General features: G+C 61.9%; 19 protein-coding genes and 2 pseudogenes. 11 read left to right on the top strand and 10 right to left on the bottom strand.

All coding sequences use genetic code 11. The features are described 5' to 3' along the window. Nucleotides 1–72: 72 nt before the first annotated feature. Nucleotides 73–732, top strand: coding sequence for an HD-GYP domain-containing protein (locus tag B9A95_RS02245; protein WP_170928384.1), 660 nt, complete (start codon nt 73–75; stop codon nt 730–732). Between the two features lie 1,650 nt (nt 733–2,382). Next, nucleotides 2,383–3,414, top strand: coding sequence for a LacI family DNA-binding transcriptional regulator (locus tag B9A95_RS02235; RefSeq protein WP_084045340.1), 1,032 nt, complete (start codon nt 2,383–2,385; stop codon nt 3,412–3,414). Nucleotides 3,415–3,684: 270 nt separating this feature from the next. Here the strand turns inward: B9A95_RS02235 and B9A95_RS02230 are convergent, their stop codons facing one another. Then, nucleotides 3,685–3,897: a hypothetical protein gene (locus tag B9A95_RS02230; protein ID WP_084045339.1), complete on the bottom strand. Its 213-nt coding sequence runs from the start codon at nt 3,895–3,897 to the stop codon at nt 3,685–3,687. 422 nt (nt 3,898–4,319) lie between these two features. Here B9A95_RS02230 and B9A95_RS33125 point away from each other — a divergent pair, with 422 nt between their 5' ends. From B9A95_RS33125 to B9A95_RS02215, 3 genes are all read left to right on the top strand, one after another. Then, entirely contained in the window at nt 4,320–6,692 is a 2,373-nt protein-coding gene (locus B9A95_RS33125; protein ID WP_084045338.1) for an ATP-binding protein, read from the top strand. A 120-nt stretch (nt 6,693–6,812) separates the two neighbouring features. Next, a complete protein-coding gene (locus tag B9A95_RS02220; RefSeq protein WP_084045337.1) occupies nt 6,813–7,019 on the top strand; it encodes a hypothetical protein in 207 nt (68 codons plus the stop codon). A 33-nt stretch (nt 7,020–7,052) separates the two neighbouring features. Further along, nucleotides 7,053–7,766 carry a hypothetical protein gene (locus B9A95_RS02215; RefSeq protein WP_084045336.1) on the top strand — a complete coding sequence of 238 codons (714 nt, stop codon included), beginning with the start codon at nt 7,053–7,055 and terminating at the stop codon, nt 7,764–7,766. A 349-nt stretch (nt 7,767–8,115) separates the two neighbouring features. Here B9A95_RS02215 and B9A95_RS36705 read toward each other — a convergent pair whose 3' ends face one another. The 4 genes and pseudogenes from B9A95_RS36705 to B9A95_RS02190 all read right to left on the bottom strand — a co-directional run bounded on the left by B9A95_RS36705 (nt 8,116) and on the right by B9A95_RS02190 (nt 11,750). Further along, a complete protein-coding gene (locus tag B9A95_RS36705; protein ID WP_170928383.1) occupies nt 8,116–8,421 on the bottom strand; it encodes a winged helix-turn-helix domain-containing protein in 306 nt (101 codons plus the stop codon). A gap of 431 nt (nt 8,422–8,852) precedes the next feature. Continuing rightward, nucleotides 8,853–9,626: a molybdate ABC transporter substrate-binding protein gene (modA, locus tag B9A95_RS02205; RefSeq protein WP_084045334.1), complete on the bottom strand. Its 774-nt coding sequence runs from the start codon at nt 9,624–9,626 to the stop codon at nt 8,853–8,855. Nucleotides 9,627–9,948: 322 nt separating this feature from the next. Continuing rightward, nucleotides 9,949–10,831, bottom strand: a protein-coding gene (locus B9A95_RS02195) for an IS630 family transposase (protein WP_139806392.1) whose coding sequence is annotated in 2 segments (ribosomal slippage) — nt 9,949–10,503 and nt 10,505–10,831 — 882 coding nt in all. Because the reading frame shifts where the segments join, the coding sequence is not laid out codon by codon here. Nucleotides 10,832–10,990: 159 nt separating this feature from the next. Then, nucleotides 10,991–11,750 (bottom strand): annotated as a pseudogene (locus B9A95_RS02190) (IS5 family transposase). Nucleotides 11,751–12,597: 847 nt separating this feature from the next. Between B9A95_RS02190 and B9A95_RS31425 the strand changes: the two are divergent. After that, nucleotides 12,598–12,993 carry a hypothetical protein gene (locus tag B9A95_RS31425; RefSeq protein WP_139806391.1) on the top strand — a complete coding sequence of 132 codons (396 nt, stop codon included), beginning with the start codon at nt 12,598–12,600 and terminating at the stop codon, nt 12,991–12,993. A gap of 79 nt (nt 12,994–13,072) precedes the next feature. Here the strand turns inward: B9A95_RS31425 and B9A95_RS02175 are convergent, their stop codons facing one another. Together B9A95_RS02175 and B9A95_RS02170 are read right to left on the bottom strand one after the other, a co-directional pair. Beyond that, nucleotides 13,073–13,483, bottom strand: a complete 411-nt coding sequence (locus B9A95_RS02175) for a response regulator (RefSeq protein ID WP_084045330.1) — start codon at nt 13,481–13,483, stop codon at nt 13,073–13,075. A gap of 246 nt (nt 13,484–13,729) precedes the next feature. Then, nucleotides 13,730–14,158: a hypothetical protein gene (locus tag B9A95_RS02170; protein WP_084045329.1), complete on the bottom strand. Its 429-nt coding sequence runs from the start codon at nt 14,156–14,158 to the stop codon at nt 13,730–13,732. A gap of 133 nt (nt 14,159–14,291) precedes the next feature. On the opposite strand from B9A95_RS02170, the pseudogene B9A95_RS02165 reads away from it, so the two are divergent. From B9A95_RS02165 to B9A95_RS02150, 5 genes and pseudogenes are all read left to right on the top strand, one after another. Continuing rightward, nucleotides 14,292–15,588: pseudogene (locus B9A95_RS02165) on the top strand (IS701 family transposase). Then, on the top strand, nt 15,585–15,710 hold the full coding sequence (locus tag B9A95_RS36030) for a hypothetical protein (protein WP_281255796.1): 126 nt from the start codon (nt 15,585–15,587) through the stop codon (nt 15,708–15,710). Before B9A95_RS02165 ends, B9A95_RS36030 begins: the two are co-directional and overlap by 4 nt. Before the next feature lie 701 nt (nt 15,711–16,411). Beyond that, nucleotides 16,412–17,707 (top strand): replication initiator protein A, encoded by a 1,296-nt coding sequence (locus B9A95_RS02160; RefSeq protein WP_084045327.1) that lies wholly within the window; start codon nt 16,412–16,414, stop codon nt 17,705–17,707. A 410-nt stretch (nt 17,708–18,117) separates the two neighbouring features. Then, the gene (locus B9A95_RS02155; RefSeq protein WP_084045326.1) at nt 18,118–19,407 is read left to right on the top strand and encodes a hemolysin family protein; all 1,290 of its coding nucleotides are present in this window, start codon (nt 18,118–18,120) and stop codon (nt 19,405–19,407) included. Beyond that, nucleotides 19,407–20,705 carry a hemolysin family protein gene (locus B9A95_RS02150; protein ID WP_084045325.1) on the top strand — a complete coding sequence of 433 codons (1,299 nt, stop codon included), beginning with the start codon at nt 19,407–19,409 and terminating at the stop codon, nt 20,703–20,705. Before B9A95_RS02155 ends, B9A95_RS02150 begins: the two co-directional genes overlap by 1 nt. Before the next feature lie 173 nt (nt 20,706–20,878). On the opposite strand, the gene B9A95_RS02145 is transcribed toward B9A95_RS02150, so the two are convergent. From B9A95_RS02145 to B9A95_RS02135, 3 genes are all read right to left on the bottom strand, one after another. After that, entirely contained in the window at nt 20,879–21,256 is a 378-nt protein-coding gene (locus B9A95_RS02145; RefSeq protein ID WP_212648221.1) for a hypothetical protein, read from the bottom strand. A gap of 793 nt (nt 21,257–22,049) precedes the next feature. Then, entirely contained in the window at nt 22,050–23,003 is a 954-nt protein-coding gene (locus B9A95_RS02140; protein ID WP_084045324.1) for a branched-chain amino acid ABC transporter permease, read from the bottom strand. Then, nucleotides 23,000–23,890, bottom strand: coding sequence for a branched-chain amino acid ABC transporter permease (locus B9A95_RS02135; protein ID WP_084045323.1), 891 nt, complete (start codon nt 23,888–23,890; stop codon nt 23,000–23,002). The genes B9A95_RS02140 and B9A95_RS02135 overlap by 4 nt, the downstream gene beginning before the upstream one ends. Nucleotides 23,891–23,906 lie beyond the last annotated feature (16 nt).

Raw genomic sequence — 23,906 nt, 5'->3', positions numbered from 1 at the left:
TATCACGCTCACCTTCAAGGCCTGTTCCCGCCCATCATGCCCCCATCACCCTTGCTTCTTTACGATCCGTTCATGCCTCGCCCGCTTTCCCTTGCGCCTCACCGACGGAGCGCCCCCTTGGGCAGCGACGGCCGGGGCCTGGCGTCGGGAGACCGCTCCTGGCCCACTCCCTCACCCTCAACAGACGCAGCGTGCGGGCAGACCGAAGCCCTCGTCTGCGCGCTGCTCGGCCAGCTTGGCGCCTACAGCGCGGCGTCGCTGCGCCACAGCTTCCGGGTGGCCCGGAAGGCAGGCGCGCTGGGACGGGCCCTGCATCTCGGCCCCATTCAACAGCGGGAACTGCATTGGAGCGCCCTGCTGCACGACATCGGCAAACTGCTGGTGCCCCTGTCCATCTTGAACAAGCCCACTTCGCTGACTCCGGAGGAACGGTGCTGGGTGAACCTACACGCCCGGGGCGGAGCCGCGCTGCTCGGCAGATACGGGGTGCTGCCCCCAGCGGTGGTCGGCGTGGCCCGCCACCATCACGACGCCTGGGAGGGGCCGGGCATAACCCTGCCTGTCCGGATCGTGGCGGTGACCGACGTCTACGACGCCCTGATTTCCGAGCGGCCCTACAAGCCGGCGTGGACGCGGGAGGCGGCCCTCGCCGAACTGTGGCGGCGGGCAGGACGCTGCCTGGACCCCGAACTCGTCGCGCTCTTCGCAGAGATAGTGGAGCGCGGGGACTGAAACCAAGCCCTCCTTCACCACCACGGGTCAGCCGTCCGTTCAGCCGAGCGCAGCTTGCGGATCTGACCGACCAGGACCAGTACGTGGGTCTGAGCAACGACGTGCGGCGGCTGAGAGAACCCACCTTCTGGAGCATTTGACAGAATAAGAAGAGGCGGGTAGGGGGCACACGGATACAGCGTCGGTTTTCGAGAACGGACTGCCGCGTCGGCGCTGAAGGAGAAGGACCATCAGCGGGTGGCCTAGAGCATTTGTCCGAATTCCGCCGGGAGTGGAAGGGCACCCTCACAGCTCCGTTCTTCCCAATGCGCATTCAAGTTCGCTCTGCTCGGTCAAAAAGATTTCCCTTGTTGGCAAATGCTCTAAACATTCAGCGTTGACGTGCCAACCGCCGTGATGTACCTGAAGAAACACGGGGCAGGCACCTTAATGCACGTCAGGCGTCCAACTGGGCGTCGCCCAAGGGTACAGAGCGAGCATGAGCGGGTCCTCCGCCAGTTGCTCGAGGAGGACTTGGACGCCACCCGCGAAGAACACGCCCGCAAGTTGGAACCCGCGATGGGGCTGAAGATCAGCGACCGAACGGTGGACCGAGTCTTCCGCCAGCAGGGCATCACCCCCAAAAAAACGCGCGTCTCGTGCGAACACAAGGAGGAACTGCGTCAGCAGCTCCTGAACGGCCAGAAGCCTTACCTACAGACCCCAGCCCGTCTGGTCTTTCTTGTCGAGAGGGGCTTCGTTTGCAGCCATGACCTGAGGAGATGGTCGCGCGCACCGGACACGGCGGGCCGTCTCTTCCGTCCCCAGTTTCTGGGGACGGAACCAAACGCTCATAGTGGTACTCCGTTGACTGGCGGGAACCTGATGGATGGCGCCCGTGTTTCTGGGGTCAGCGCGGTACGGAAAGCGAGGGAATCCCCCGTGTTCTTCGCCAGCACTTTCAGACCCAACGGACGACCAATATGCACGTTCCAGGCAAATGGTCCCTTTGCTCCCCTGATTCTGGAGGGCAGGGTAAACGGCATGAGCTTCGGGCGGTACGCGCAAAATATTCTGTGCCCAGCCCTGACTCCAGCACAGGCCGTGGTGCAGGGCAATCTCCCGGCACATCGCTGTGCGTCCGTGCCTGTCGCAGATTCAAGCCTGCGGCTGTATGGTCCTGTTCCCACCTCCCTACAGCCCCGATTTCAATCTGGTTGAAGGCATGTTCTCTAAAGTCGAAGCCCTCGTCCGTGCAGGTGAATGGCGAGACCCGGCAGCTCTGCTCCAGGGGTTGGCACGCTCTAGACGCCGTTTCGTTACGAGACGTTTTCGGCTGGCCCGCGCACACCTTCTCGAGTGCTCTAGACCACCCTGCAAAACACCGCGGCCTTCATTGCTGTCCACCGTGGTGCCCAACACCTGACCGGCCTGGGGCCTGTACTGCGGCTTCAGCGGCTGCGGGGTGTGGCGCTGGCCTGTTTCTCCAGTAATTGCGGGAGCGCGTTGGGAAGCCGTGTGCCTTCACCGCTTGGAAGCGAGGGCTCCGGACGACATCCTCCGTAGACGGCGAAGCGAAGTCGGGCAAGGCACGAGATATCCTGTGACAAATCAAGCCCTCTTGGAAAGACCTTCCGCCGTTCCTAATATGTTCCGACCACAGGAGAACCGATGTCCGCATCCGCCCCATCCTCACGCGTCACGATTCACGATGTCGCCCGGCATGCCGGTGTGTCCCATCAGACCGTTTCACGCGTCATGAACGAGCATCCGAGCGTGGCGGCCACGACGCGGCAAAAGGTCCTGGACGCCATTCAGGCGCTGCGGTATCAGCCCAACCTGGCGGCCCGCAGCCTGGTGACCCAACGCTCAGGGACCCTGGGTGTGGTGGGCTTCGGCCTCACGTACTACGGTCCGGCGCAAATGATCGTCAACATCGAGCAGGCGGCGCGGGGGCGGGGATACGGCGTAGCGCTGGCGAGCATCCCTGAACTCAGCGAGACCGAGATCGAGCGGGCCGTGCTCGAACTGCGCCGGCAGAACGTGGACGGCATCCTGCTGATCACGCCGCTGCGCGGAGCCGACGCCGAGCGAATCCGTTCCCTGTGCGGCAGCGTGCCCTTCGTGCTGGTGGACACGACGGAATCCAGCGGTGTGCCGGGCGTCACCATCGACCAGAAGGCGGGAGCCTGCCTCGCAGCGCAGCACCTCGTGTCGTTGGGGCACCAGCGCGTGGCCCTGCTCTCGGGTCCCTCACGCTGGCATGATGCCCGGTTGCGCCTGGAAGGCTGGCGCGAGGCCCTGTCCGAGGCTGGGCTGACCCCTGCTGCCGTTTTGGAAGGTGATTGGAGCGCCGGGAGCGGCTTCGGCCTGACGCAGGAACTGCTTGCGGCCCGCACCCCCTTTACCGGTCTGCTGGTGGGCAACGATCAAATGGCGTTGGGGGCCCTGTGGGCCCTGCACGAACGTGGTGTGGCCGTGCCAGATGACGTGTCTATCGTCGGTTTCGACGACATTCCGGAGAGCCGCTTTTTCCACCCACCCCTCAGCACCGTGCGGCAGGACTTCGCTGCGCTGGGATCGCTGAGCCTCGCGGCCCTGCTGGAAGCCATCGAGTCGCCCACTTCTTCCCGTCCAGCCCATGTGCTGACGCCCGAACTCCTGGTCCGGGCGAGCACGGCAGCACCACCTTCCCAGTCCTGAAGGTGCCTGGAGTCCCGGAGACGCCCTGTCATCTTCCAACCCAAACCCGTCACTTCAGGTCGGCCCGAACCAATCTCCCAGGGCAGCGTTCGGGCCGGACTGCCCTCGCCCCCAGGAGCGCGCCCGAAGCGCTCGGGGACTGGCCAGGAGATGACCGTGCTCCTGAATGACGATGTCCTTGCGCCGTCTGGCGCCTCCGCCTTCGAGGCCGAGCCGTCACACCCACTTCAGCACTTTGTCCTGCCATTTCGTGACCCAGGCGGACGAGGCTCACCGTTGTGGGACGTGAATACCGGGGGTACGGTGTGCGCCAGTGGTGATAAATGCGTCTGGAAGCACCTCGCGGTCGTGTGAGCGCCCGGCGCCGTATATGACGTTCATTACGGCCTGAACGCCCGGCAGGGCGCCGAGCCCGTTGTGCCAGGTGGGAATCGGCACGATCAGCGTATCGACCGCCAGCGTTCCCGTCGCCAGCTTGCCCACACTGGGGCGGCTGTCGGTCAGAGCGGCGTCGTACTGCTCGCGCGGGCAGCAGCGCCATAACGGTCCCGATCACGCCGTGCACCGTCTCGTCCAGGGCAGTGTTGTGAACGCCCAGCCAGGGCGTGAGGCTGGCCTGTGAACCGAGGTTGATCGGCAGCGTCCGTACGCGGGCCTGACCCAACGTGCACCCGACGTTGCGGGTCAGCGAGGTTTTTCCCGCTCCCTCCAGCATGGTGAAAGACGTTGGCTGTTTTTACCCGCCGACGAGAACGGCTGCCCGGCCGTTCAGCACGGGTACTGGGGTGGTCGCACCGGGATGACCTGCGCAGCCCCCTTCTTTTCCCCACCCCGGTGCCCGGAGTACGCTGAGCGAAAGACGGCGTCTGGACTTCCGCTGGCCTGAGGTGAGGGGGAAGAAACGTATGCTCAGCTTGAACGCCCTGGGAGTACCGCAAATCCGCTACGGTTCGCAGCCTCTGTCGGTGCGGGGCAAACCGCTCGGCCTGCTGTGCTGGCTGGCGTTGCGGGGCCCGGCCAGCCGGGCCGAGGCGACGGAACTGCTGTGGCCAGGAGAGGGCAGCGCCACCCTGCGCCAGCACCTTTACCTGCTGCGCAAACTCCCGGGCGCGGCGCAGTGGTGGAGTGACGAGGCGCAGCTGCGGGTGCACGTCCAGACCGACGTGGCCTTTCTCGATACCCCGCTGGACGCTGCAGGACGTGAACGCGCGTTGGAGGCGCTCTCGGCCACGCTGCTCGAAGGTCTGGAACATCTGCCTGACCCCTTCGTGGAATGGCTGGAGCTGGAACGCCAGCGCCTGTCTCTGCTGCGGCGTACCCTGCTGTTCGATACGGCCCTGACCCGGCTGGCGGAGGGTGAGATCGATCTGGCTGCCGAGCGGCTGAAGCTGCTGCTGCGGCTTGATCCCCTGCACGAGAGCGCGTGCCGGGAGTTGATGCGCCTGGAAGTCGAACGGGGGCAGGCGCAAGAGGCCCTCTCGCAGTTTGAGACGCTGCGTGAGCAGCTACGCCGCGAGATGAACGCTTCTCCCCTGCCCGAGACGGTGGAACTCGCGCGCTGTCTGGCCGCGCCCCCAGGCGGAGCGGAGCCGGAGGGCGTGGCCCTCCTGACGCTCCGGCAGGCGGTGGAGGTCGCGGGAGGTGAGCGCCCCGAGCTGCTCGCCCGAATGTTGGATCAAGATCCGCTGACCGTAGCGGTGAACCTGGACAGACTGCGGGAGGCGCAACTTCCCAGGCCGGTGCTGGCCCCCACTGTGCTGACTGTGTTGCACCGCCGAGCGGCGCAGGCGCTCGAGGAACTCGGCGGACCGGACGAAGCGGTGGCCGATCACCTCCTCCGGGCTGGACGGCCCACCGAGGCGGGGACGGTGCTGGTGCGCGCGGCCTCGGCCGTTCGGGGAACGCCAGACGCGGCCCGCCTGGCCCGCCGCGCCCTGGAATACAGTCCCCCGGTCACTGACCAGGCCCGGGCCCTCGGTCTGCTTTTTTCCCAGGCCGAGTTGACGCGGGACTTGGCAGAACTGGAAGTCTTGAACGCGCAGCTCGCGGCCCTCGCCTTCGCGTCTCAGGATGATGCCCTCTACTTCCAACTGTACCGCCAGCGGATGAGCGCGGCGCGGACCGGCGGTGACTTGGAAACAGCGCTGAACTGGGCTGAAGAGGCGCTTTCCCTCGCGCTGCGGGTGGGCGAACCCGAGTGGCGGGCAGAGGCCGAACTGATGCGCGGGATTACGCTGTATTTTCAGGGCCACTTGTCCGGAGCGGAGGAGGCGCTGCTGCGCGCCCTGGAAGCCCGGACAGTCGAGACCCGCCTGCGGGCACATTCCTCGCTGGGCGGAGTTTACGGCACGTCGGACCGATTGCCGGAAGCCCTGGAACAGCAGGAGGCCTGCCTGACGCTCAGCCGCGCCCACGCGCCGCGCAGCATGACGGCCCAGGTGCTGTACAACCTGGCCACCACTGCCCTTCGTGCAGGGCGATGGTCCCGCGCAGGGGAAGGCTTCCGCGAGGCGGCCCTGATCTTCCGGGAAACCGGGGCCGTCGCTCTGGAGGCCCAGGCGCTCTCGGCACTGGCACACCTGCACCACACACAGGGTCATTTCGGAGAGGCGTGGAACACCGCGGGCGAGGTGCTGGAGCTGACGGCGCAGGGATCCATGCCGGCCGCCGTCACGGCCCTGGGGGTCCTGGCCGACATTGCGCGGCGCTGCGGCCAGCAGGAGGAGGCCCACCGCAGATATGAACAGGCCCACGCCGCGGCCGTGGCCCTGGGAGAACCGCGCCAGATTTTACTGACGGCGCACAACCTGACATTGCTCGGCGTGATTCGGGGGGACGCGCCCCAACGTCACCTGCTCGCCGCGATGCAGGAGGTGGGCATGGAGGCCCAGCGCGAGGAGTGCCGGGCCGAACTCGCCCTGTTCACCCAGGATAAGGCCACCTTCACCTGGGCGAGCACCACCGGGAGCGAGGCCGCCGTCCCCCTGGCCCGCGCCCTGATGGACCTGGCCCAGCTGCGGGCCTCCCTGCGTGGCTGGACGGCCACGCAGGCCGTAGAGGCGGCAGAGCTTCAGGCAATCCGGGCGGCCCTGCCGCGTGAGGAGGTCACTGCCCTGACCCTCTGGGCCGCGTGGCACGAGGGCCAGGGGCAGCGAGAAGAGGCAGTCCGTCTGCACGCTGAGGCGGAGGCGTGCGCCCGGGTACAGGCGCAGGGGCTGAGCCGGACCTTACGGGCCGCCTACCTCACGCAGGTGGAGCAGGGCTGGACCACGAGCTGAACAGCGGAGGAGCGCAAAGATGGGGACGTCAGCCTCACTGGGAAACCCCCTGCGCCGGATTGGCTCCGCCTCCAGCAGGCTTTTGACGCGGAATTGACGCCCCCCTTACTAGGGTGGGGCATGAGGCGAGAACAGTTTTACGTGCTGCGGCTCTGGAACGACGGCGCTTCCCCCACAGACTGGCGCGTGGCGTTGTCACCGCTGCTGGGCGGCCCAGAACAGTATTTCGGGAGCCTGCAGGATTTCTCCCACTTTCTGGACGAGCGCGACGGCCTGCACCTGCGCGACCGGGACGCGCCCCTGGCTCCATCCGAACCCCACCCCTGATTCCCGCCTTCCCCTCGCCTCAAGGAGACCTCCATGCGTACTGCGCCCCTCACCCTGCTGCTCATTGCCACCCTCACCTCCGTCGCCTCGGCCCAGACGCTCTTCGTCAACGGCAAGCCCTCCTCCGAAAAACCGGTGGTTCTCAACGGCAAGACCTACGTGCCGCTTAGCGTGTTGCCCTCACTCGGCGTAGCGGTGAACACCTCGGGCACGGTGGTGCGGCTGGGTACGGGGAGCGCGGCGAGCCCCAACGCCCAGGGCAATGGGGCGGGCGGAGCGGGCCAGAAGGCCAGCGTCGAGGGCTGCGTCAACGAGTGGCTGTTCAACGGCATCTGGCGTCTGCGCGTCACCAAGGTGCAGCGCGTGCAGGACCAGTACTACGGCGAAGGTTGGGGCGTGACGCTGGAAATCCGCAACGGGACCACCGAAACCCTGACGATGGACAACGCGGGCATCAATTACAACGGCGCAGTGGAGATCGATTTCGCCGACGGCAACAGCTGGAGCAAAAGCTGGCGCGAGGGCTGGCAGACCAAAACCTACGCCAAGATGCTGCAGGGCGGCGGCACGGTCTACGAGTTCAAAATCTATCCCGAAAGCAAGATGGACGCCGCCGCGGTCTCGGCCTACGCCCCCCAGAAATTCCAACTCGAGGTGGAGAAAAAGGTGCGCACAGACCGCGGCGTGAAGGTGGGCTTCACGGTCCCAGATCCCAGCTTCCGCGTCAACCTCTCCTGCCGCAAGTAGGGCATAACTCAACGACCAGCAAAATAAAAAGGGCGGTGGGAACGGAGTGATTGCATCCCAGACCTCCCCGCAGTTTCTCCCCGCACTAAAGTGCGGGGAGAAACTGAAGCGGCGTGGCGTCAGGACGCCCTGCTCCTCTTACGCGGGTGGCGCTCTCCCAGAGGAGCCCACTGCGCTCTCCTATTTCCATGGCTAAGGCTTCCCGTGATGTTCTGGCAGGAACACGTGTCCTGCAGCAGGACAAGGAAAGCCGCGACCGCCGTAAGCGTGAAGTGAAGCTGCCGTTCTCCAGTTCCAGCGCCTTACCGGGCCAACTCCCTGATGAGGCAGACCTGTTTCCACCAACACTTCATCCCAAAGCAGGGCACCCTCCTCTTCCGGGATGAGTTGATACCACGTGGATGGAGAGACGCTCCCTTGAGGAAGCTCCCCATCCGTGAGGCGCTCCCTGTTCTTCGAGAAAAGTGGCCTCCACATGAGTCAGCCAAAGAGTCTGAAAAATAAAGCCAAGTCTTTTCAAATAGTCCCAGCCACACACCTCTGTCAATTCGATTCTAAAATACTCCTGGATATGTCTCTGGACCTTTTTGCTGGTCCAGAGACCGCCCGAAACAGGTGGTCTCTGGAGTGCCCGAAATAATTCCTCCTGCCGCACTGGATTGAGAGCAGGATCATACTTGTTAAACTGACGTTTACCCAGGAGATTCTATTCGCCGTTGGGCTTGTAGGCAGCAATCAAAGTACTGATCGTCGTATGAGAAAACTCGGTTGTGTCAATGATCTCCAAGGTTGACTTTCCTTTACTTTTGCGCCAGGTGATACGCCAGCGTGGGAACTTAATTGAATGTTTGGCCTGGCAATATGCAACTCCAAGCTCTTAATATGTATGGTGCCAAATCAGGGTAGCAGCCCTCATCCTCGGAGCTTATCTTCATCCCTATCAAAGGACCGTGAAGCCCATGGTCCGAGCCGCACTGCATCGGTAGCCGGAGCCTCGGGCACAGGGCACGCCACTCCTCGCTTGACGTCCCTGAACGCCACGTATACCGGAACGTTCCTGGTGAAGCGGATGATCCAAAGGTCCTATCACAGGGGACGGAGAAAGCCCCACTTCCTCAGAATCTTCTGTCCACCGGGAGACAGTACAAAGTTCACAAATGCCCGCGCCGTGTCGGCGTTTCCCGATCTTTTGAGGGTGGCGATAGGATAACTGGCGCGCTGATTGAATCGGGACGGCAGGGCAATGACCCGGACCGCCGCTTTCAGACCCGGTGTGACGTCGGTGATGTAGACCACCGCGGCGTCAGCCTCGCCGAGTTGCACCTTCAGCGCCACCTGCCGTACGTTTGGCTCCTCGCTCACGACGTTTTGCAACAGCCGCGCCGAGAAGTCCCTGCCGTAGGTCCCAGACTTGTCGATGGCGGTCAGCATCCGCCGGGTGTAATCTCCCGCCGGAACGGCCTTGTCGGCAATCACCAGCTTGACACCTGGCCGGAGCAGGTCTGTGAGCGTCTTAACCCGCCGGTTGTTCTTCTGGGTGATGATCGCCAGCCTGTTGCTCACGAAAGGTTGACCGGCATTCAGGAGTCCGGCCTGGACGAGCGGATTGAACTGCGCCGCGTTGGCACTGGCGTAAACGTCCGCGCGGGCTCCATTTTCCAGCTGGGTTCTCAGCGCCTGCGAGCCCGCAAACTGGAACGTGGTGGTATTGCCCGTTCCGGCGTCAAAGGCCTTCCCGAGTTCAGTAAAGGCGTCGGTCAACGAGGCTGCGGCGAAGACGGTAAGGCTGGCGGCTTGTGCTGAAGCAGAGATGAGGAGGAGGGTCAGCAGCAAGCCTTGCCGAATAGGGTTACGTTTCATAGGCTCTCCCGGTCAAGCTGATGTTTTCTAGCATTGGCCGGATTGTATGCACCCAGGACTTGCAACCCGGCGCGGAAGAGAAGATAGGCCGCCGCACGACGTCTGACAGCGCCCTACTCCTCCCCCAACGGCACATCGATTTCTTTATCGCAGGCCTCTATAACTGCCGCCAGTTGCAAGCCAGCCTGGGGTATGTCCCGCCGCCGATTTCACCGGTGGGTATGATAATGGGGCTTGCCCTGCGCTCCGCGCATTGGATCTACTAGAGCATTTGTCATAAAGACGCCGAAGGGTAGGCATGCCGGAACCAGGCAGTAATGTCCTACGCGCGAACCGCTTGCAAAGCAGTTCCAAGAGTAGAGATGAGACTGTCGATGGTTCGGCAGGCCTTTGCTCTTACGACGGCTTTGATCTTGGAGAACATCATTTCAATGGGACCCAAGTCGGGACTATAGGGGGGAAGGAACAAGAGCTGACACCCTCGTGCTTCAATGAGCACGCGAACGGAGGCTCGATGATGAGAAGACAGATTGTCCATGACAACGACCTGTCCTGCCTTACAGGCAGGACAGAGCAGGTGGCGGACGTACCATTCGAACGCTGAACCATTGACCGCCCCAGTCAGGACGAACGGGACCATGGGTCCCGTAAGTTGTCGGGCGCAAATCAACGTCTGATTGCGTCCGTGATTCCTAGGAACATGGCCCTGAGCTCGCTCAGAACGGTGGGCACGGGCGTACCCACGTGTCATTGCTGTATGAAAACCACTCTCGTCTAGAAAGACCAATTGTTCTGGATGCGTGAGATAGGGAACTAGATCATTTAGAAACTGCCGTCTGTGCTCTTCACTTCGTTCGCTCGCGACCAGCGTTTTTTTTATGGGTGATGTGGTGCTTGCGAAACACCCGGTCCACCGTTTTAAAACTGATCTTCAGGCCTGTCGCTTCTTCGAGCATGCGAGCATGCTCGATCAAGGTCGCGTCCCGATGCGTTTCAAGTTGTTTCAAGAGCTGCTGTTCGTGGAGGGGTGTGACACGTGGAGGACGTCCAGAAGACCGACCCACTTCGTGGAATGTTCCCAAGCGCTGCTTTTCCAGATATGTATCAACGGTTTCGACGCGCATTCGGTACAACCGGGCGACTTCTTGCCAGCTCTGTCCTCCTTCTACCGCCGCCACCACTCGTTCTCGCAAATCCAGACTGATCCTCGACCCCCGACTGGCTTCATTCCTTTATTATGACAAATGCTCTAGTGGTCTGATTCAGAGGTCCTTTGACATTTCTGCAGAGGAGAATGGCCCAGCCCGTGCCCTCCTGGCATTCTCCCCAACTGTCAACGTTTTTCTGAATCAGACTACTAGAGATCATCCAGAAACGCGTCGGAGCAGGATGAGGATGCAGGCGAGCTGAACGAAGCCCAGGAAGTTCTGGGCTTTGCGCTCATCTCGCGTCCGAACACGCCTAAAGGACTGCAGCCAGTCAATCGTTCGTTCCACCTTCCAGCGTCGCTTGTAACGACGCAGTGGTCGTCCATCCTGCGTCTTTTTCTTCCGGCTCTTGCGGTTCGGCGCGGGTCATCTCGATGCCGAGGGCAGCGAGTTCTGTATCCAAAGGATCACTGTCATAGGCCTTGTCCCCAATGCGTCGTTTGGGAAAGTCCATGCCAAAAGAGGCTTCCAAAGTGTCATACACCAGGGTTACTTTGGCAGGACTCGCACTTTCGGTATGGACAGCGAGCGGTATACCGCTCGCGTCCACCATGATCTTGGTGCCTTTGCCTTTCTTCGTAGGCCCGACATCAGCGCCCCCTTTTTAGCGGTACTGAAGGTGCCGTCAATAAAGGCTTCACGGAGATCAAGCAGCGCTTGATCCTCCAATAGTTCATACAGACGCTCCAGCATATTAGGAAACACGCCACGCTCATTCCATTCCTGAAAGCGCTCGAAACATGTGGATTGAGGTGGATAATCAGGGCTGAGGAAGTCCTGCGCACTGTGCTCCCGTTCTCAATACCCACAACATACCTTCGAGCAGTTCTTGATCTCCCCGACGTGGACGACCACATCGGGTGTTCTTTTAGGGTGGGGGTAATAAGAGAGCGAGGATGGGCCATTGCTCGTCCATCAGTCGCACCTTTTTAGCGTGCTACACGGCCTCTAGCCGAAACCGCGACCGATTTCCGGATGACCTCTGATCACCTTCGTTCTGCTCAACTCCTACGCGAGTTGCAAAACGGCAATTTTGCCAAAACGCACCTCTCTTCCCCTCAACGACAAGCCCCCGCTTCTGTGCGGGGGCTTTTGCTATCTGAAACCTACATTGCTGGGAGAGGCATGGGCATCCCAGGAGTGTCAGGGTTCTCCATAGGATTTGGGACGGGCAGACCAGGGGTATCTGGGTTGACGGGTGGGTCCATCACTGGGCCGGTGTCATCTCCGCTTGGCATCTGCTGAGGAAGCGAGGCTGGAACATCCGTGGGATCAGTCGCTGGGGCAGGGGGACGGTCGTAGGGTCCAGTCATATGTACCTCCAGTCCTTACGCTATGGCCGAGTCGATGGGAGAACATTCATGCCACTAAAGGCATCTTCATCCCCGCCTTCTGAGCGGGGGCTTTTGCTGGCGGCGCACGTGAAGCCTGAGGGCAGAGGTTCAGACGTCCACGCTCCTCCTCCTTGCGCAACGTGATCGGCATAAGACGTAACGTGTGCTATGCCTGCCTTCCTCTGGCCTCTTGCCCTCGCGCTGATCGCCAGTCCCACGTCTGAGGTCGCTCCCCCTACCTGCCCGGAAGTCTTCATCCCAGCGCTGGTCGTCACAGTGGAGAATGAGCGAGGCCTGGTCCTCGGTATAGAGACGGCAAACATCCCCCCCTCACGCACTCCGGGGGATACCCTTCAGGTCAGTATCCAGAGGCAACCAGCAGGCGGATACACCGTGACCGCTTCTAAGCGCTGGTACCAGCCAGTTACCATGAAGAACATTCAGGTCGAAGAAGGGCCTTGCGGCACTGCACGCACGACGGCGCTGACGATCAAATTGCAGCCTCGTCCTGACGCCCCAGTGGTGCGCGACTTTCAGATCCGCTCCACCCGGGGAGACGAAGGTGGACGCTGGCCTGAATGGACGGCCTATCGCATCTTCCTGGACGCCCCAGCAAGCGTGAGCCAAGCGGTACGTTGGAGTTCGGGCCGACCGGAGGTTGCGACCATTGACCAGTTGGGCGTCCTTCGCACACAGTGTTGGAAGACTCGCCAAGTCACGACCATCACCGCAACGCTTAAAGCGGATACCAAGCAGCAAGCAAGTGCTGAATACAGTACGGGCTCGCCCCTCCTCGACTGCCGCAAGGCCGTAAGCAAGCGCTAAGACACGCGCACCTCCCCAAAACTTCATCTCCGCCTTCTCAGCGGGGGTCAGCTTTTCTCTGTACCTGGAGCCTGCGGCCTTAGCCGCTTCCGGGCTTTGCTCCCGCCCTTGGTTCCAACAATTGCTTGAGCACGATCACCAGTTCCTCGTATTGAGGTGGTTTGGAGAGAAACACTTCCGCCCCAAGCGCGAGAATGCGTTCCTCAATGCCGCGAGGCGGAGAGGCACTCCAGACCACCACGCGGGTTGGCGGAAAGCAGTCCTGGAGAGCTTCAAGCAGCTCCACGGCGCTCATATGAGGCATATGCAGATCAATGAGCAGAAGGTCCGGGCAGGAACCATCCTGAAGGCGTTTTAGGGCCTTGTTGCCATCGTGAATCGTTTCGAGTTCAACGTCCAGATCAAGCTCAGCGAGGGCGAGTTCGACCAGCATTGCGTCTGTTGGATCGTCGTCCACTAACAGCAGGACACGCATGGTCTGGGAGGTCATGAGGGCACCTTAGTCCTATCCTCCTTCTCCTCGCCTGACACAAAACTAAGGTGGAAACGTGATCTTAATCTCTATAGGTTGATCTGGTGAGGCAGCAGGGTCTGAAGATCAGGAAGATGCCGCCGCTTCCCTCGTCCAGGGAAGACTTTTGCTGGTGGTGTGCGTGGAGTTAGAGTCATGGTTCTTCCCTGGAATGACGAACCCCCGCCGTAACGGGGCGGGGGCTTGTACTTTCGATCGGTACGACTACTTCTTAACGACGTTACACCAGGCGAGGGTGATGTCCTTCGCCCCTTGAATCCAAACTCCAGCATACCAGGCCTTGCTACTCTTCAGAGAGAACGTCTCGTATGAACCATCATCCAATTCGTCGGCATCGATGTTTTTATACGTCAAGGTTTTGGGAATACTCTTGTTCAGAGCATTGGTAATAGCGACTGGGTTGCCTTCCCAGAACAGCAATTCGTGGTACTGACATTTGCCACCCATGCCTTTTGCAGTCTCTTCCAGCAGATCCACCATCTCATCGGGAAAATCCTCGTCCGTTAACTCAATGGCCCCCTTAGGGAGAGTGATGCCTGTGAGATCGGACTTGGTGACGTAATCCGTCGCCAAGGCAGAAGGGGCGAAAGCCATGGTGGCCATGGCGGTCAGCAGAATGAATTTTTTACTCATAAGGCAGTGTCGGCTTCTCATCCTTACGTATTCCTTACCCCCTCCTCCCGTCCTCACCCCCGCCCTAACAGTACTTTGTCACTCAGGGGCGGTGCTCAGCCGGCCCTCGCCGTCGTGACCGATCTTGGCAAGCATGCCTATCCCCTGTAACTGGCAGCGGTCATTTTCGGACTTTCTGTCTCCGTGTCTGAAAACCCTTGACCACCCCAAGCAACGCGCCTGCCTCCCCAGATATGTCCGCGGTCTCCTCGCCCCCCTGGAACGAAAGAGCACTGAGCCCATCGCTGAGTACCTCGGGCTGCCATACCAGCGCCTCCATCACTTCCTGAACGTCAGTCCCTGGGACACCAACCAGTTCGAAGGTTTCCTCGCCGAACGGGCCCAATCCCTCTGTGGTGCGAAGAACGGCGTCCTGATCATCGATGACACCGCGCTCCCCAAGAGTGGGGAGCATAGCGTCGGGGTCGCTCACCAGTACTGTGGCGCGCTGGGGAAACTCGCCAACTGTCCGTCATTGGTCACTCTCACGCTCGCCGACCAGCGCGTGTTCGCGCCACTCGGCATGCGGCTATTCCTTCCCAAGGGCTGGACCGACAACTCAGAGCGTTGCCGCTTGGCGGGCGTACCTGAGAACCTACAGGTGTACAAGTCCAAGGGCGAGCTGGCTCTGGAAGAACTTGACCGTGTGCGAGCGCAGGGGGTCACGTTCCGGGTCGTGCTGGCTGACGCCGGGTACGGCGTCAGCAAAGAGTTCCGACAGGCCCTCACCACTCGGGGCCTTACTTGGGCCGTGGGGGTCGTGGGGCACCAAAAGGTGTTCGGCCAGCATGTGACCGTACACGACCCACCTCCCAGAGCCAAGGGAAAGGGACGACCGAGCAAGCATCCGGTCCTGAGTGAGCAGGCACGTCCCTCACGGGACGTGCTGCATGGCTTACCCCCGCACCACTGGCACACGGTCAAGGGCGGCAAGAAGTCGCGCTGGGTCGTCGTGCGAGCACGCATTGCCGATGGTATCGAGGACGCCCGTGGACGCCATCTCCCCGGCGAGCGGGTGTGGGTCGTCGGGGAGAAGCGTCGGGGTGGTGAGATCAAGTACGACGTCACCAACCACCTAGCCAGCACTTCCAAAGCGCAGATCGTACGGGACGTCAAGGCGCGCTGGTCATGTGAAACGCTGCATCAGCAAGCCGAGGAGGAATTGGGGCTGGATCACTTCCAGGGACGGTCCTGGCGGGGTCTGACGCACCACGTGACGTTGGTGATGTTAACGATTGCTGTTCTTGCAGACCGTACGTGCCGCGACCTGCGGCACCGCGCAGATCGTGACCTTGCCGCAGGCACGGCGAGCGGTGAGCCGGACCCTCGAGGAGGTCCGGCTTGGTCGGTGTCCACACTGTGGGGAACGGGTGCACAGAGTACCTCCATGAGCTATCAGGAGAGTGACAAAGTCGTGGTGGATCTGCATCAACTTGCGGCCCGCCTGCACGTGAATCCACAGCGTAACGCCAAGACGCCGGCTCACGGATTCAAGAGGAATGATCCCAGCTGAAAAGGGCTGTCCACGTTGGTCCTCTTGCACCGAACGGGAACCCTGGTCCTAGAACAGACGGCAGACATCGGCATGAAATGCGCGCCCCCCTTCCTCGTGATTGGCCACCCTGCGCAAGAGATCTGAAAACACCAGGAATTCCTGCGCCAGTAGGACTATTCGGCGTAGGACCTGAGTTCTCTTTTCCCGGTTGGCCCGCCTTCCTAGAGGGGAATTTTGCCCTCTGAATTCCCCTATCGCTAGCTTTGAGTCAGGGGTATCGCTAGCTTTGAGTCAAAACGGAGGTTTTTCCCGCCCTGATCACCTTTTTTCAACTATCGCTAACTTTGAGTCGGAAGAGCAAAAAACAGGCATTTTGACACGCTAACTTTGAGTCAGACGCCGAAAATCGCTATCGCTAACTTTGAGTTTTTTGGCTGTTTTTGGCACGCTAACTTTGAGTCACGCTATCGCTACCTTTGAGTCAAAGAGGCTCAAAAGCACGCTGCCTTTGAGTCAAAAAGGGGTGAAATCCACGCTACCTTTGAGTCAAATTTCCTGAAAAAGCCGCGCCAGGAGCCGAAACGCCCCTCCCCCTTGATGATGCATCATTATCTTTTTATATCTTTTAAAAAGATAAAAACATCAATCAAGGCAAAACGCAGTGGAGTTCTGCGTTCAGCTGAGGGACGCCGTGGTAGGCTTGCCTTGGTTCCCAACCTATGACCCAGGGCAACGAGAAGCTGATCAACGAACTGACTCTGGCCCGGTCCGGGGTGTTCAGCATCCTGAACCGCGACGACGGCGACGACCAGAACTGGGAAACGACCTTCAGCATCGGGGAGCGGTACTTCTACGTGCAGGGAGTCGCTGCGCGCGGACGTCCGCATGGAGTGGACCCCGACGTTCTTCTGGCCTTGCAAACGCTGTTTTTCGAGGCAGGATGCCCGGAAGACGATACGGTGGAGTGTACGGCCTACCGGCTGCTCCGCCTCACGCCTCTGGGGACGCGTGGCAACGCCTACGCCCGGCTGCGTGAGAGCCTGCTGCGGCTGGAGGGAGTCAGTTGGCTGACGCGCGTCTCGCACCAGCATGGGGGCCGCTTCCGCGGGATGACTGAGACCAACCGCCTGATCGACCGCATCTCGGTCCGGGATACCAGCCTGAGTGCCAGCGGTGAGGGAGGCACCATCGACGCCAGTGCGCCGCTGCGCGTGACGTTCTCGCGTCACTTTGCCCTGTCGATTCGCGAGGGGTTTTACCAGATTCTCGATGCAGAACTCCTGAGTGACCTCAAGCAGCCCACGGCACGCAGCCTGTACCGGGTGCTCCAGGCCCACCGGGTGGGAGACGATGGCTCACTGGCCCGCGAATTGCCGGTCATCATGGCGGCCTGGCGTGAAGCCACTGGCCTGAGCGGCCAGCGCCCCAACAATGTCAAGCGCACCCTGGACGGCGCGCACGCCCATCTGATCGCCGCCAAGTACCTGCGTGATGTGTCTTATGAGGGGTCCGGGGACAGCACCCGCATCAAGTACGAGTTCGAGGGTGAAGTGGACCCGGAACTCGTGGATCTGCTCACCGCGATGAAGGTGAGCAGGCCCGTCGCCGAGGCCCTGGTGACCGACCATCCCGAGCGGGTGCGGTCTGCCGTGCAGCTGGTGCAGCGGCGGCTCGACGAAGGCTACAAACCCCGTTCCATCGCGGCGACTGTCGTTGACGCGATTCGTAACCCAGACAAGTACATTCCCGCACCTAAACCAGCAGCGCCAGCAGCGAGAGCCAAATCACGCCCGGTTCCCGAACACCAGCCGCGGCTGCTGCCCCTCAGCCGTGAGGAGTCGCTCGCCATGATCCGCAGCTTGCTGCGCGTGAAGCTGGGCCGCCTACCGCGGGACGAGGTCCTGAAGCGACTGACCGAAGTGGATGACCGCGAGGTCGAGCGCCTCGCCGCCGCTTCACGCGGGCAGGAGGACCTCGTGAAGGCGGTAGAAGAGATCACAGGTTCCCAGCCCTGATGTTCCTCCTGTCCTGGAGACTTGAGTCTGAGGAGTCCGGACAGGGTTGATTGTCTTCCCCTATGTGGCCCGTAGCAGCTCTGTAAGGGCTCTGGAGGTGCCTCCAGTTTGTTTTGGGGGTGAGGGGGCGCAGGTGGGCCACGGCGGCCCTCCAAGCGCTTCTCAGCTCACCAGGAGTGAAGAGGTCAACAATACCCACCACTTCTGCAGTTGCGTCCATTCCCTCGAATCCCTCTGAGGGCTGAACCCAAGTCAATTCAGGCGGTTGAATTCACTCCAACCCATCAGAGCGTTCATCCCACTCTGTTAGAATCTTCGTCTATGACGTTGCCCTGCGATGACAACGCCGAACCTCCCAGTTCGTCTCACAACTTACGTTCCTCCGCGCGGTTTAGGTTGGGGGGCGCGCCTTGAATGCCCTCCTGCCCGTCCTGGTCCTCCTGATGATGGTGGCCCTGACCGCGTTGTATGTGGCTGCCGAATTCGCCACCGTCGGTTCTCGTCGCTCACGGGTGCAGGAGGTGGCAGAGGCCGGAAACCGCCCGGCGGCCGACCTGCTGGAAGTCCTGCGCGACCCCAAGAAGCTCGACCACTATGTGGCTGCCTGTCAGGTTGGAATTACCCTGACCAACTTGATTGCGGGTGCCTACGGGCAGGCGCAGCTGACACCGCTCCTTGCTCCTGCGCTGGGCGCGGTCGGCGGAAGGGTTGCGGCGACAATCACCGTGTTGGTCGTGATCACGCTGCTCATGATGGTGCTTGGCGAGCTGTTACCGAAGAGTGTGGCGCTCCGCTACCCAGAGCGTCTCGCCATCGCTGCCCTGCGCCCCATGCAGCTCAGTCTCCTACTCTTCCGGCCACTCATCGCGGTATTTAACGGCACAGCCTTTGCCCTGCTGCGCGCTTGGAAGATGAATGCCGATCACAGCCACGCGCACGTCCACTCCCCGGAGGAATTGCAGAGCCTCTACCGCGAAAGCGCCAAAGGGGGCCTGATTGACGCTGCGGAACGGGAGATGCTCGCGGGCGTGCTGAACGTCGAGGACCGGGTGGTCCGCGAGATCATGACTCCCCGCACGAAACTGGTCACGGTGCCAGCTGACTTTACCGCAGGGGAAGCGCTTTTGCGACTGGCCAACAGTGCTTACTCACGCTTTCCCGTCACGGGCGAGAATTCCGACGATGTGGTGGGAATTTTGCACCTCCGCCGCGTGTTCCTCGCCGCCGAAACCCAACCGGACGTTCGCGTCGCTGAGATCATGCGTCTGCCCTTGATTGTCGCCGACAGCATGGCGGTCCCGGACCTTTGGCGCAGGCTCCGTGAGGTCTCCCGGCACAGCGCTGTGGTGGTGGACGAGTATGGCGGCGTCGCAGGCCTGGTGACCCTGGAAGACGCTCTGGAAGAAATTTTCGGCGAGATGCAGGATGAGTTCGATCAGGAGGAGGACCCCATCACCGTCTATAAAGAGCGTGTCACCGTTCGTGGCGATGTGCTCATCGAAGCGCTGAATGACCGTTTTGACCTGGAACTGCCGACGGACGAGGTGAATACCGTCAGCGGCCTGATGTGGCACGAGCTGGGCCGCCTTCCAATGACCGGCGACGAGGTCGGGGTGGAGGCCGTTGTTTTCCGCGTTGAGGCGATGGAGCGCCGCGCCGTGCAGCGGGTGACCTTTGTGCTCCCGGGGGGTGAGCGCTGATGTTGACATCCCTGACGCCCATCCTGATCATTCTGGTCTTGGTGGTTCTCAACGGCCTGTTCGTGGCGGCGGAATTCGCCCTGATCGGGGCGCGCCGCTCCCGACTGGAACAGCTTGCGGAACGGGGCAACGGCGCAGCACGCTGGCTTCTGGGCGTGTTTGATCACCCCACAGGCAAAGACCGCTACATCGCCGTTGCGCAGCTCGGGATCACGCTCGCCAGCATTGGGCTTGGGATGTACGGGGAACCGGCCATCGCCAAGTGGATGTATGGCCCTTTCGAGTACCTCGGCTTGGCGCACGAGGCGGCACATACCGCTGGATTCATCCTTGCCCTGAGCCTCATCACCTTCATGCACGTGGTGTTCGGCGAAATGATTCCAAAGTTGCTGGCCCTTCAAACGCCGGAGAACATCAGCGTCCAGATCAGTCCCTTAATGCAGGTCTTCGGCGTCGTGTTCCGCCCGCTGGTGGCCGTGCTGAACTTTATGTCACTGGGCCTGATGCGCCTGCTGAGAATCCGCGAACCCGGTCAACACGCCCTGCTGCATACCAGCAAGGAACTGAGCATCCTCACCGAGGAAAGCGCCGAGGGCGGACAGCTCGGGGAGGTGCAGCGCGACCTGATCCAGAACATCTTCGCGCTGGAAGAACGCACAGCGGCGGAACTGATGACCTCTCGCCGAAGCCTGGACGCCCTGCCGTTGAATGCGACTTCCGAGGAAGTCCTGGCACGGATTACCCGCTCGGCGCGCAGCCGTTACCCCGTCTACGAGGACAATCTGGACGGTATCATCGGCGTACTCCACGTCAAGGACTTCATCCGTGCACGCGCGCAGGGGAGGCCGTCTCACCTGGGCCGTCTGGTCCGTCCTCTGCCCAGCGTGGCGGCCACCGCCACCGCCGAGGACCTGCTGGCCCTGTTCAAACGCGAGCGCGTCCACGCAGCCCTGGTGGCAGATGAATTCGGCGGGACCCTGGGCTTCATCACGATGGACGACCTGATTGAAGACGTGATTGAGGATGAGGACGCCCCAGAAGTCGATTGGATCTCCGCGAATGGGGACGGCTCCTTGACCATGAGCGGCGAGGTACCGTTGAGAGAGTTGCGAGAAGACCATGGTCTCAAACTGCACAGTGAGGATGCGACGACCGTGGCCGGACTGCTCTTGCAAGTGCATGGCACGGTTCCCCCACCGGGGACCACCGTGCGTATACAGGGCCACGAGCTGACGGCAGAAGCGGTACAGGGACTCAAAATCACCCGCGTTCGGCTGCGCTCCAGCAACCCACCGTGAATTCGGGACGTCCGTGCGGCGTCCCTCCGTGGTTTGTCGGTGAAGCTGCGCGCACTTGCAAAAGGGCCAAAGAGATGAGACGCCCGAGAAGTGCCGTCCTCCGCACTGGAACCCCCGCTCAGCGAAACGCTCGGCGTACTTCCCGGCCGGAAGGATGGTCTGGTAGGTGGCGTTCAGGTGCCGAGCACTTGGCCGCTGTGCTCGAAGGTCCGCCCTCCAACCCAGTTGTGCCGCCACATCCCCAGAAGCACCGGATGATTTCCAAGTCTTATGGCCGAGGTGCTTTCGCAGTCTGGAGCATTCACCTCCACCACCACGCCGTCGAGGAATTGCAACGCGCGCCGGGAACTGTGAATTGCGACGGCGTACAGGTGCCCCACCTGCTCCCCCTGGCGACGCCTGAGTTCCTCCAGATCCACCTCGAAGGCCCGGTCTGCGGAATAGGTTGCCGGGAAGGTGCGTGATCTCGAAGGCGCACTGCGGTTGGGAAAGTCGATCACCCCGATGGGCCAGACGTGGAGCACTTCCAACACAGCATGAACGGCGGGCATGCCCGCCGAGTGGACGGTGAGTGATAGAGCATTTGTCTGAATGACGCCGCGAGTGGAAGGGCACCCCTCACGGCGTCATTCTCCCCGATGTCCACTTGAGCTCGCTGGGCTCGGTCAAAAATGAGGACTTCTTTTTGACCCATGCTCCAGGGTGGGGCACCTGGTCATCTCAGGCCATTCCACCGCAGAAGGCAGGACGGAATTGCGGGGGTCTGGCAACTTAACCTCAGCAGACCACCTACCGTTGAGACAACCTGCTGGACCGCTACTCTCCAGACACGCACCGCTGGGAAGTGGTTGCAGAGGTGGGGGGTCACGGCCCACCCTCGTTGGAAAGAGTCGTGGGCTGCTTCTTTCCGGCCGGCATCTGCCGGTACCGTGGAGCAGTGGCTGCCCCTAGGGCGGCAAAACAGGCGCGGCACCTGCAAGCGGCCGCTCAACAGCCAAGATGTTGGCATGGTGGGCTGTTTGTAAACTACATCTGGGCTGGACGACCGAGACCGTCATGCCCCCTGGTCTGGCCGGTAGGGCACCCGGGTACCAAAAGGCGCACCCCCACGATCCGAGGAGGTGCCCAGGGGTTTCGCGGCGCACAGGCGCCGCTAGGGGGTGGAGCGAACCTCGGCTCGGGGGAGCCAGGCGTATGGCTGAAGAGTATGAGGCCCCGGTGGACACTGCGCAGAACCTTGTGTGCGAGGTGGTGGTGCGCTTCGTGGTGCGTCGCCTGGCCAGATGCCCACCCTTTTCAGACGCACTTTGGATTTCTGCGGTGGCCTCCATCCCCCTTGCTCTCCTACTTGCGCCTCAGCCAGTGCTGCACTGTTCCGACGACCCCCTTTCGGAAGAACAGCACCACGAGGACGAAGACCAGACCGGTCACGATCCCAATGGGGAGGTTGGCGGTGGTCAGCGCGTCGCGCAGCAGCAAGACCAGTCCCGCTCCGATCACCGGGCCGAAGAGGGTGCCCGTACCTCCCAGGAGGGTCATCATGACCACCTCGCCGGAGGTGCGCCAGTTCACGACTTCCAGGCTGACCACGCCATGCCCGAAGGTGTACATGCTGCCCGCAAGCCCTGCCAGTGCCCCGCTGAGCAAAAAGGCCGTGAACTTGAAGCGCACCGGGTTGTAACCGATGCTCTGCGCCCGCTGCTCGTTGTCGCGCACCGCCTGAAGGGCCTGACCGAAGGGACTCCGAACCATGCGGTACGCGACGTAGAAGCCGGCGGTAAACACGGCCAGGCAGAAGTAATACCGCGTGACGGAGTCGCTGAAGTCCAGGCCCAGGAAGCCTGGCCGCGTGAACCCCTGCAAACCGTTCTCGCCGCCCGTCACATCAGTCCACTGCAGGGCCAGAAAGGACAGCATCTGCGCGAAGGCCAGCGTGATCATGCTGAAGTAGATGCCCACGGAGCGTACGCTCAGAAACGCGGCGGGCAGGGCAATCAGGACCGCCGCTCCCGTTCCGCCCAGCATGGCGACGGGAACGCCCTGTCCGTGCGAGAGCAAGAAGGCGGTGATATACGCGCTCGTGCCCCAGAACGCCGCGTGTCCGAAGCTGAGGAGGCCCGAGAATCCGAACAGCAGGTCAAAGGCGACGGCGAACAGCCCCCAGGCAAGGATATCGAGGGCCAGCACGGGGTAGATCAGCCGGGGCAAGGCCAGCAGGAGCAGGCCCAGTCCCATAAACCACGCGGCCCGGACCTTACGTCGGTCACTCCCGGACGCGACGCTCGGCAGGGCGGTCACCTCGCCCCCTCCGGCAATCCGAACAGTCCGCTGGGCCGCACCAGCAACACTGCCGCCATCAGGATAAACACCAGCGTGTTGGCGATGGGGGGGTAGAAAAAAGCGCCGACCGCGGCGAGTACGCCCACCGCAAAGCCTGTGATCACGCTGCCCAGGATGCTGCCCAGCCCCCCGATCACCACCACGGCGAAGGTGGTGATGATCAGTTCAGCGCCCATATACGGCTCGACGCTGTAGATGGGCGCGGCCAGAACGCCCGCCAGTCCTGCCAGCCCAACGCCCACGCCGAACACACCGGTAATCCACTTGCTCACATCGATGCCGAAAGCCCGCGTGACGTTGGGGTTTTCGGTGCTCGCGCGGATGATCGCTCCGACCCGGGTCTTTTCGATCACAGCCCAGGTGAGAAGGCAGATCACGAGGCTCAGGCCAATGACGAAGAGGCGGTATTTGGGAAACATCACGAAGCCCAGATTGACGACGCCGGACAGCATTTCCGGTGGCGTGTAGGGAGCGCTGGACACCGCGAACTGCGAGAGCATGACCTGCTTGACGAGGTCCTGGGTCAGTAGGGTCAGGCCAAACGTCAGCAACAGGTTGTAGCTGGGTTCGAGCCCGTACAGCCGTGACAGCAGCGTGCGTTCGAGCAAGATGCCGATCAGGGCCACGATCAGCGGCGCGAGGACGAGCGACGGCCAGAAGCCCAGGCCAAATGCCTGGCCCAGCGCGAATGCGGTGAAGGCCCCCAGCATGTACAGCGCCCCGTGCATGAAGTTGACGATCCGCAGCATTCCGAAGATCACCGCCAGACCCAGCGAGAGCAGCGCGTAGAACGCTCCATTCACGAGTCCGTTGAACACCTGAATCAGGAGGAGTTGCGTGTTCATGCGCCGCCTTCAAGGC

Origin of the sequence: Deinococcus hopiensis KR-140 (assembly GCF_900176165.1) — a bacterium.
GTDB classification, from domain to species: domain Bacteria; phylum Deinococcota; class Deinococci; order Deinococcales; family Deinococcaceae; genus Deinococcus; species Deinococcus hopiensis.
This window is presented reverse-complemented; position numbering and strand designations above follow the sequence as displayed.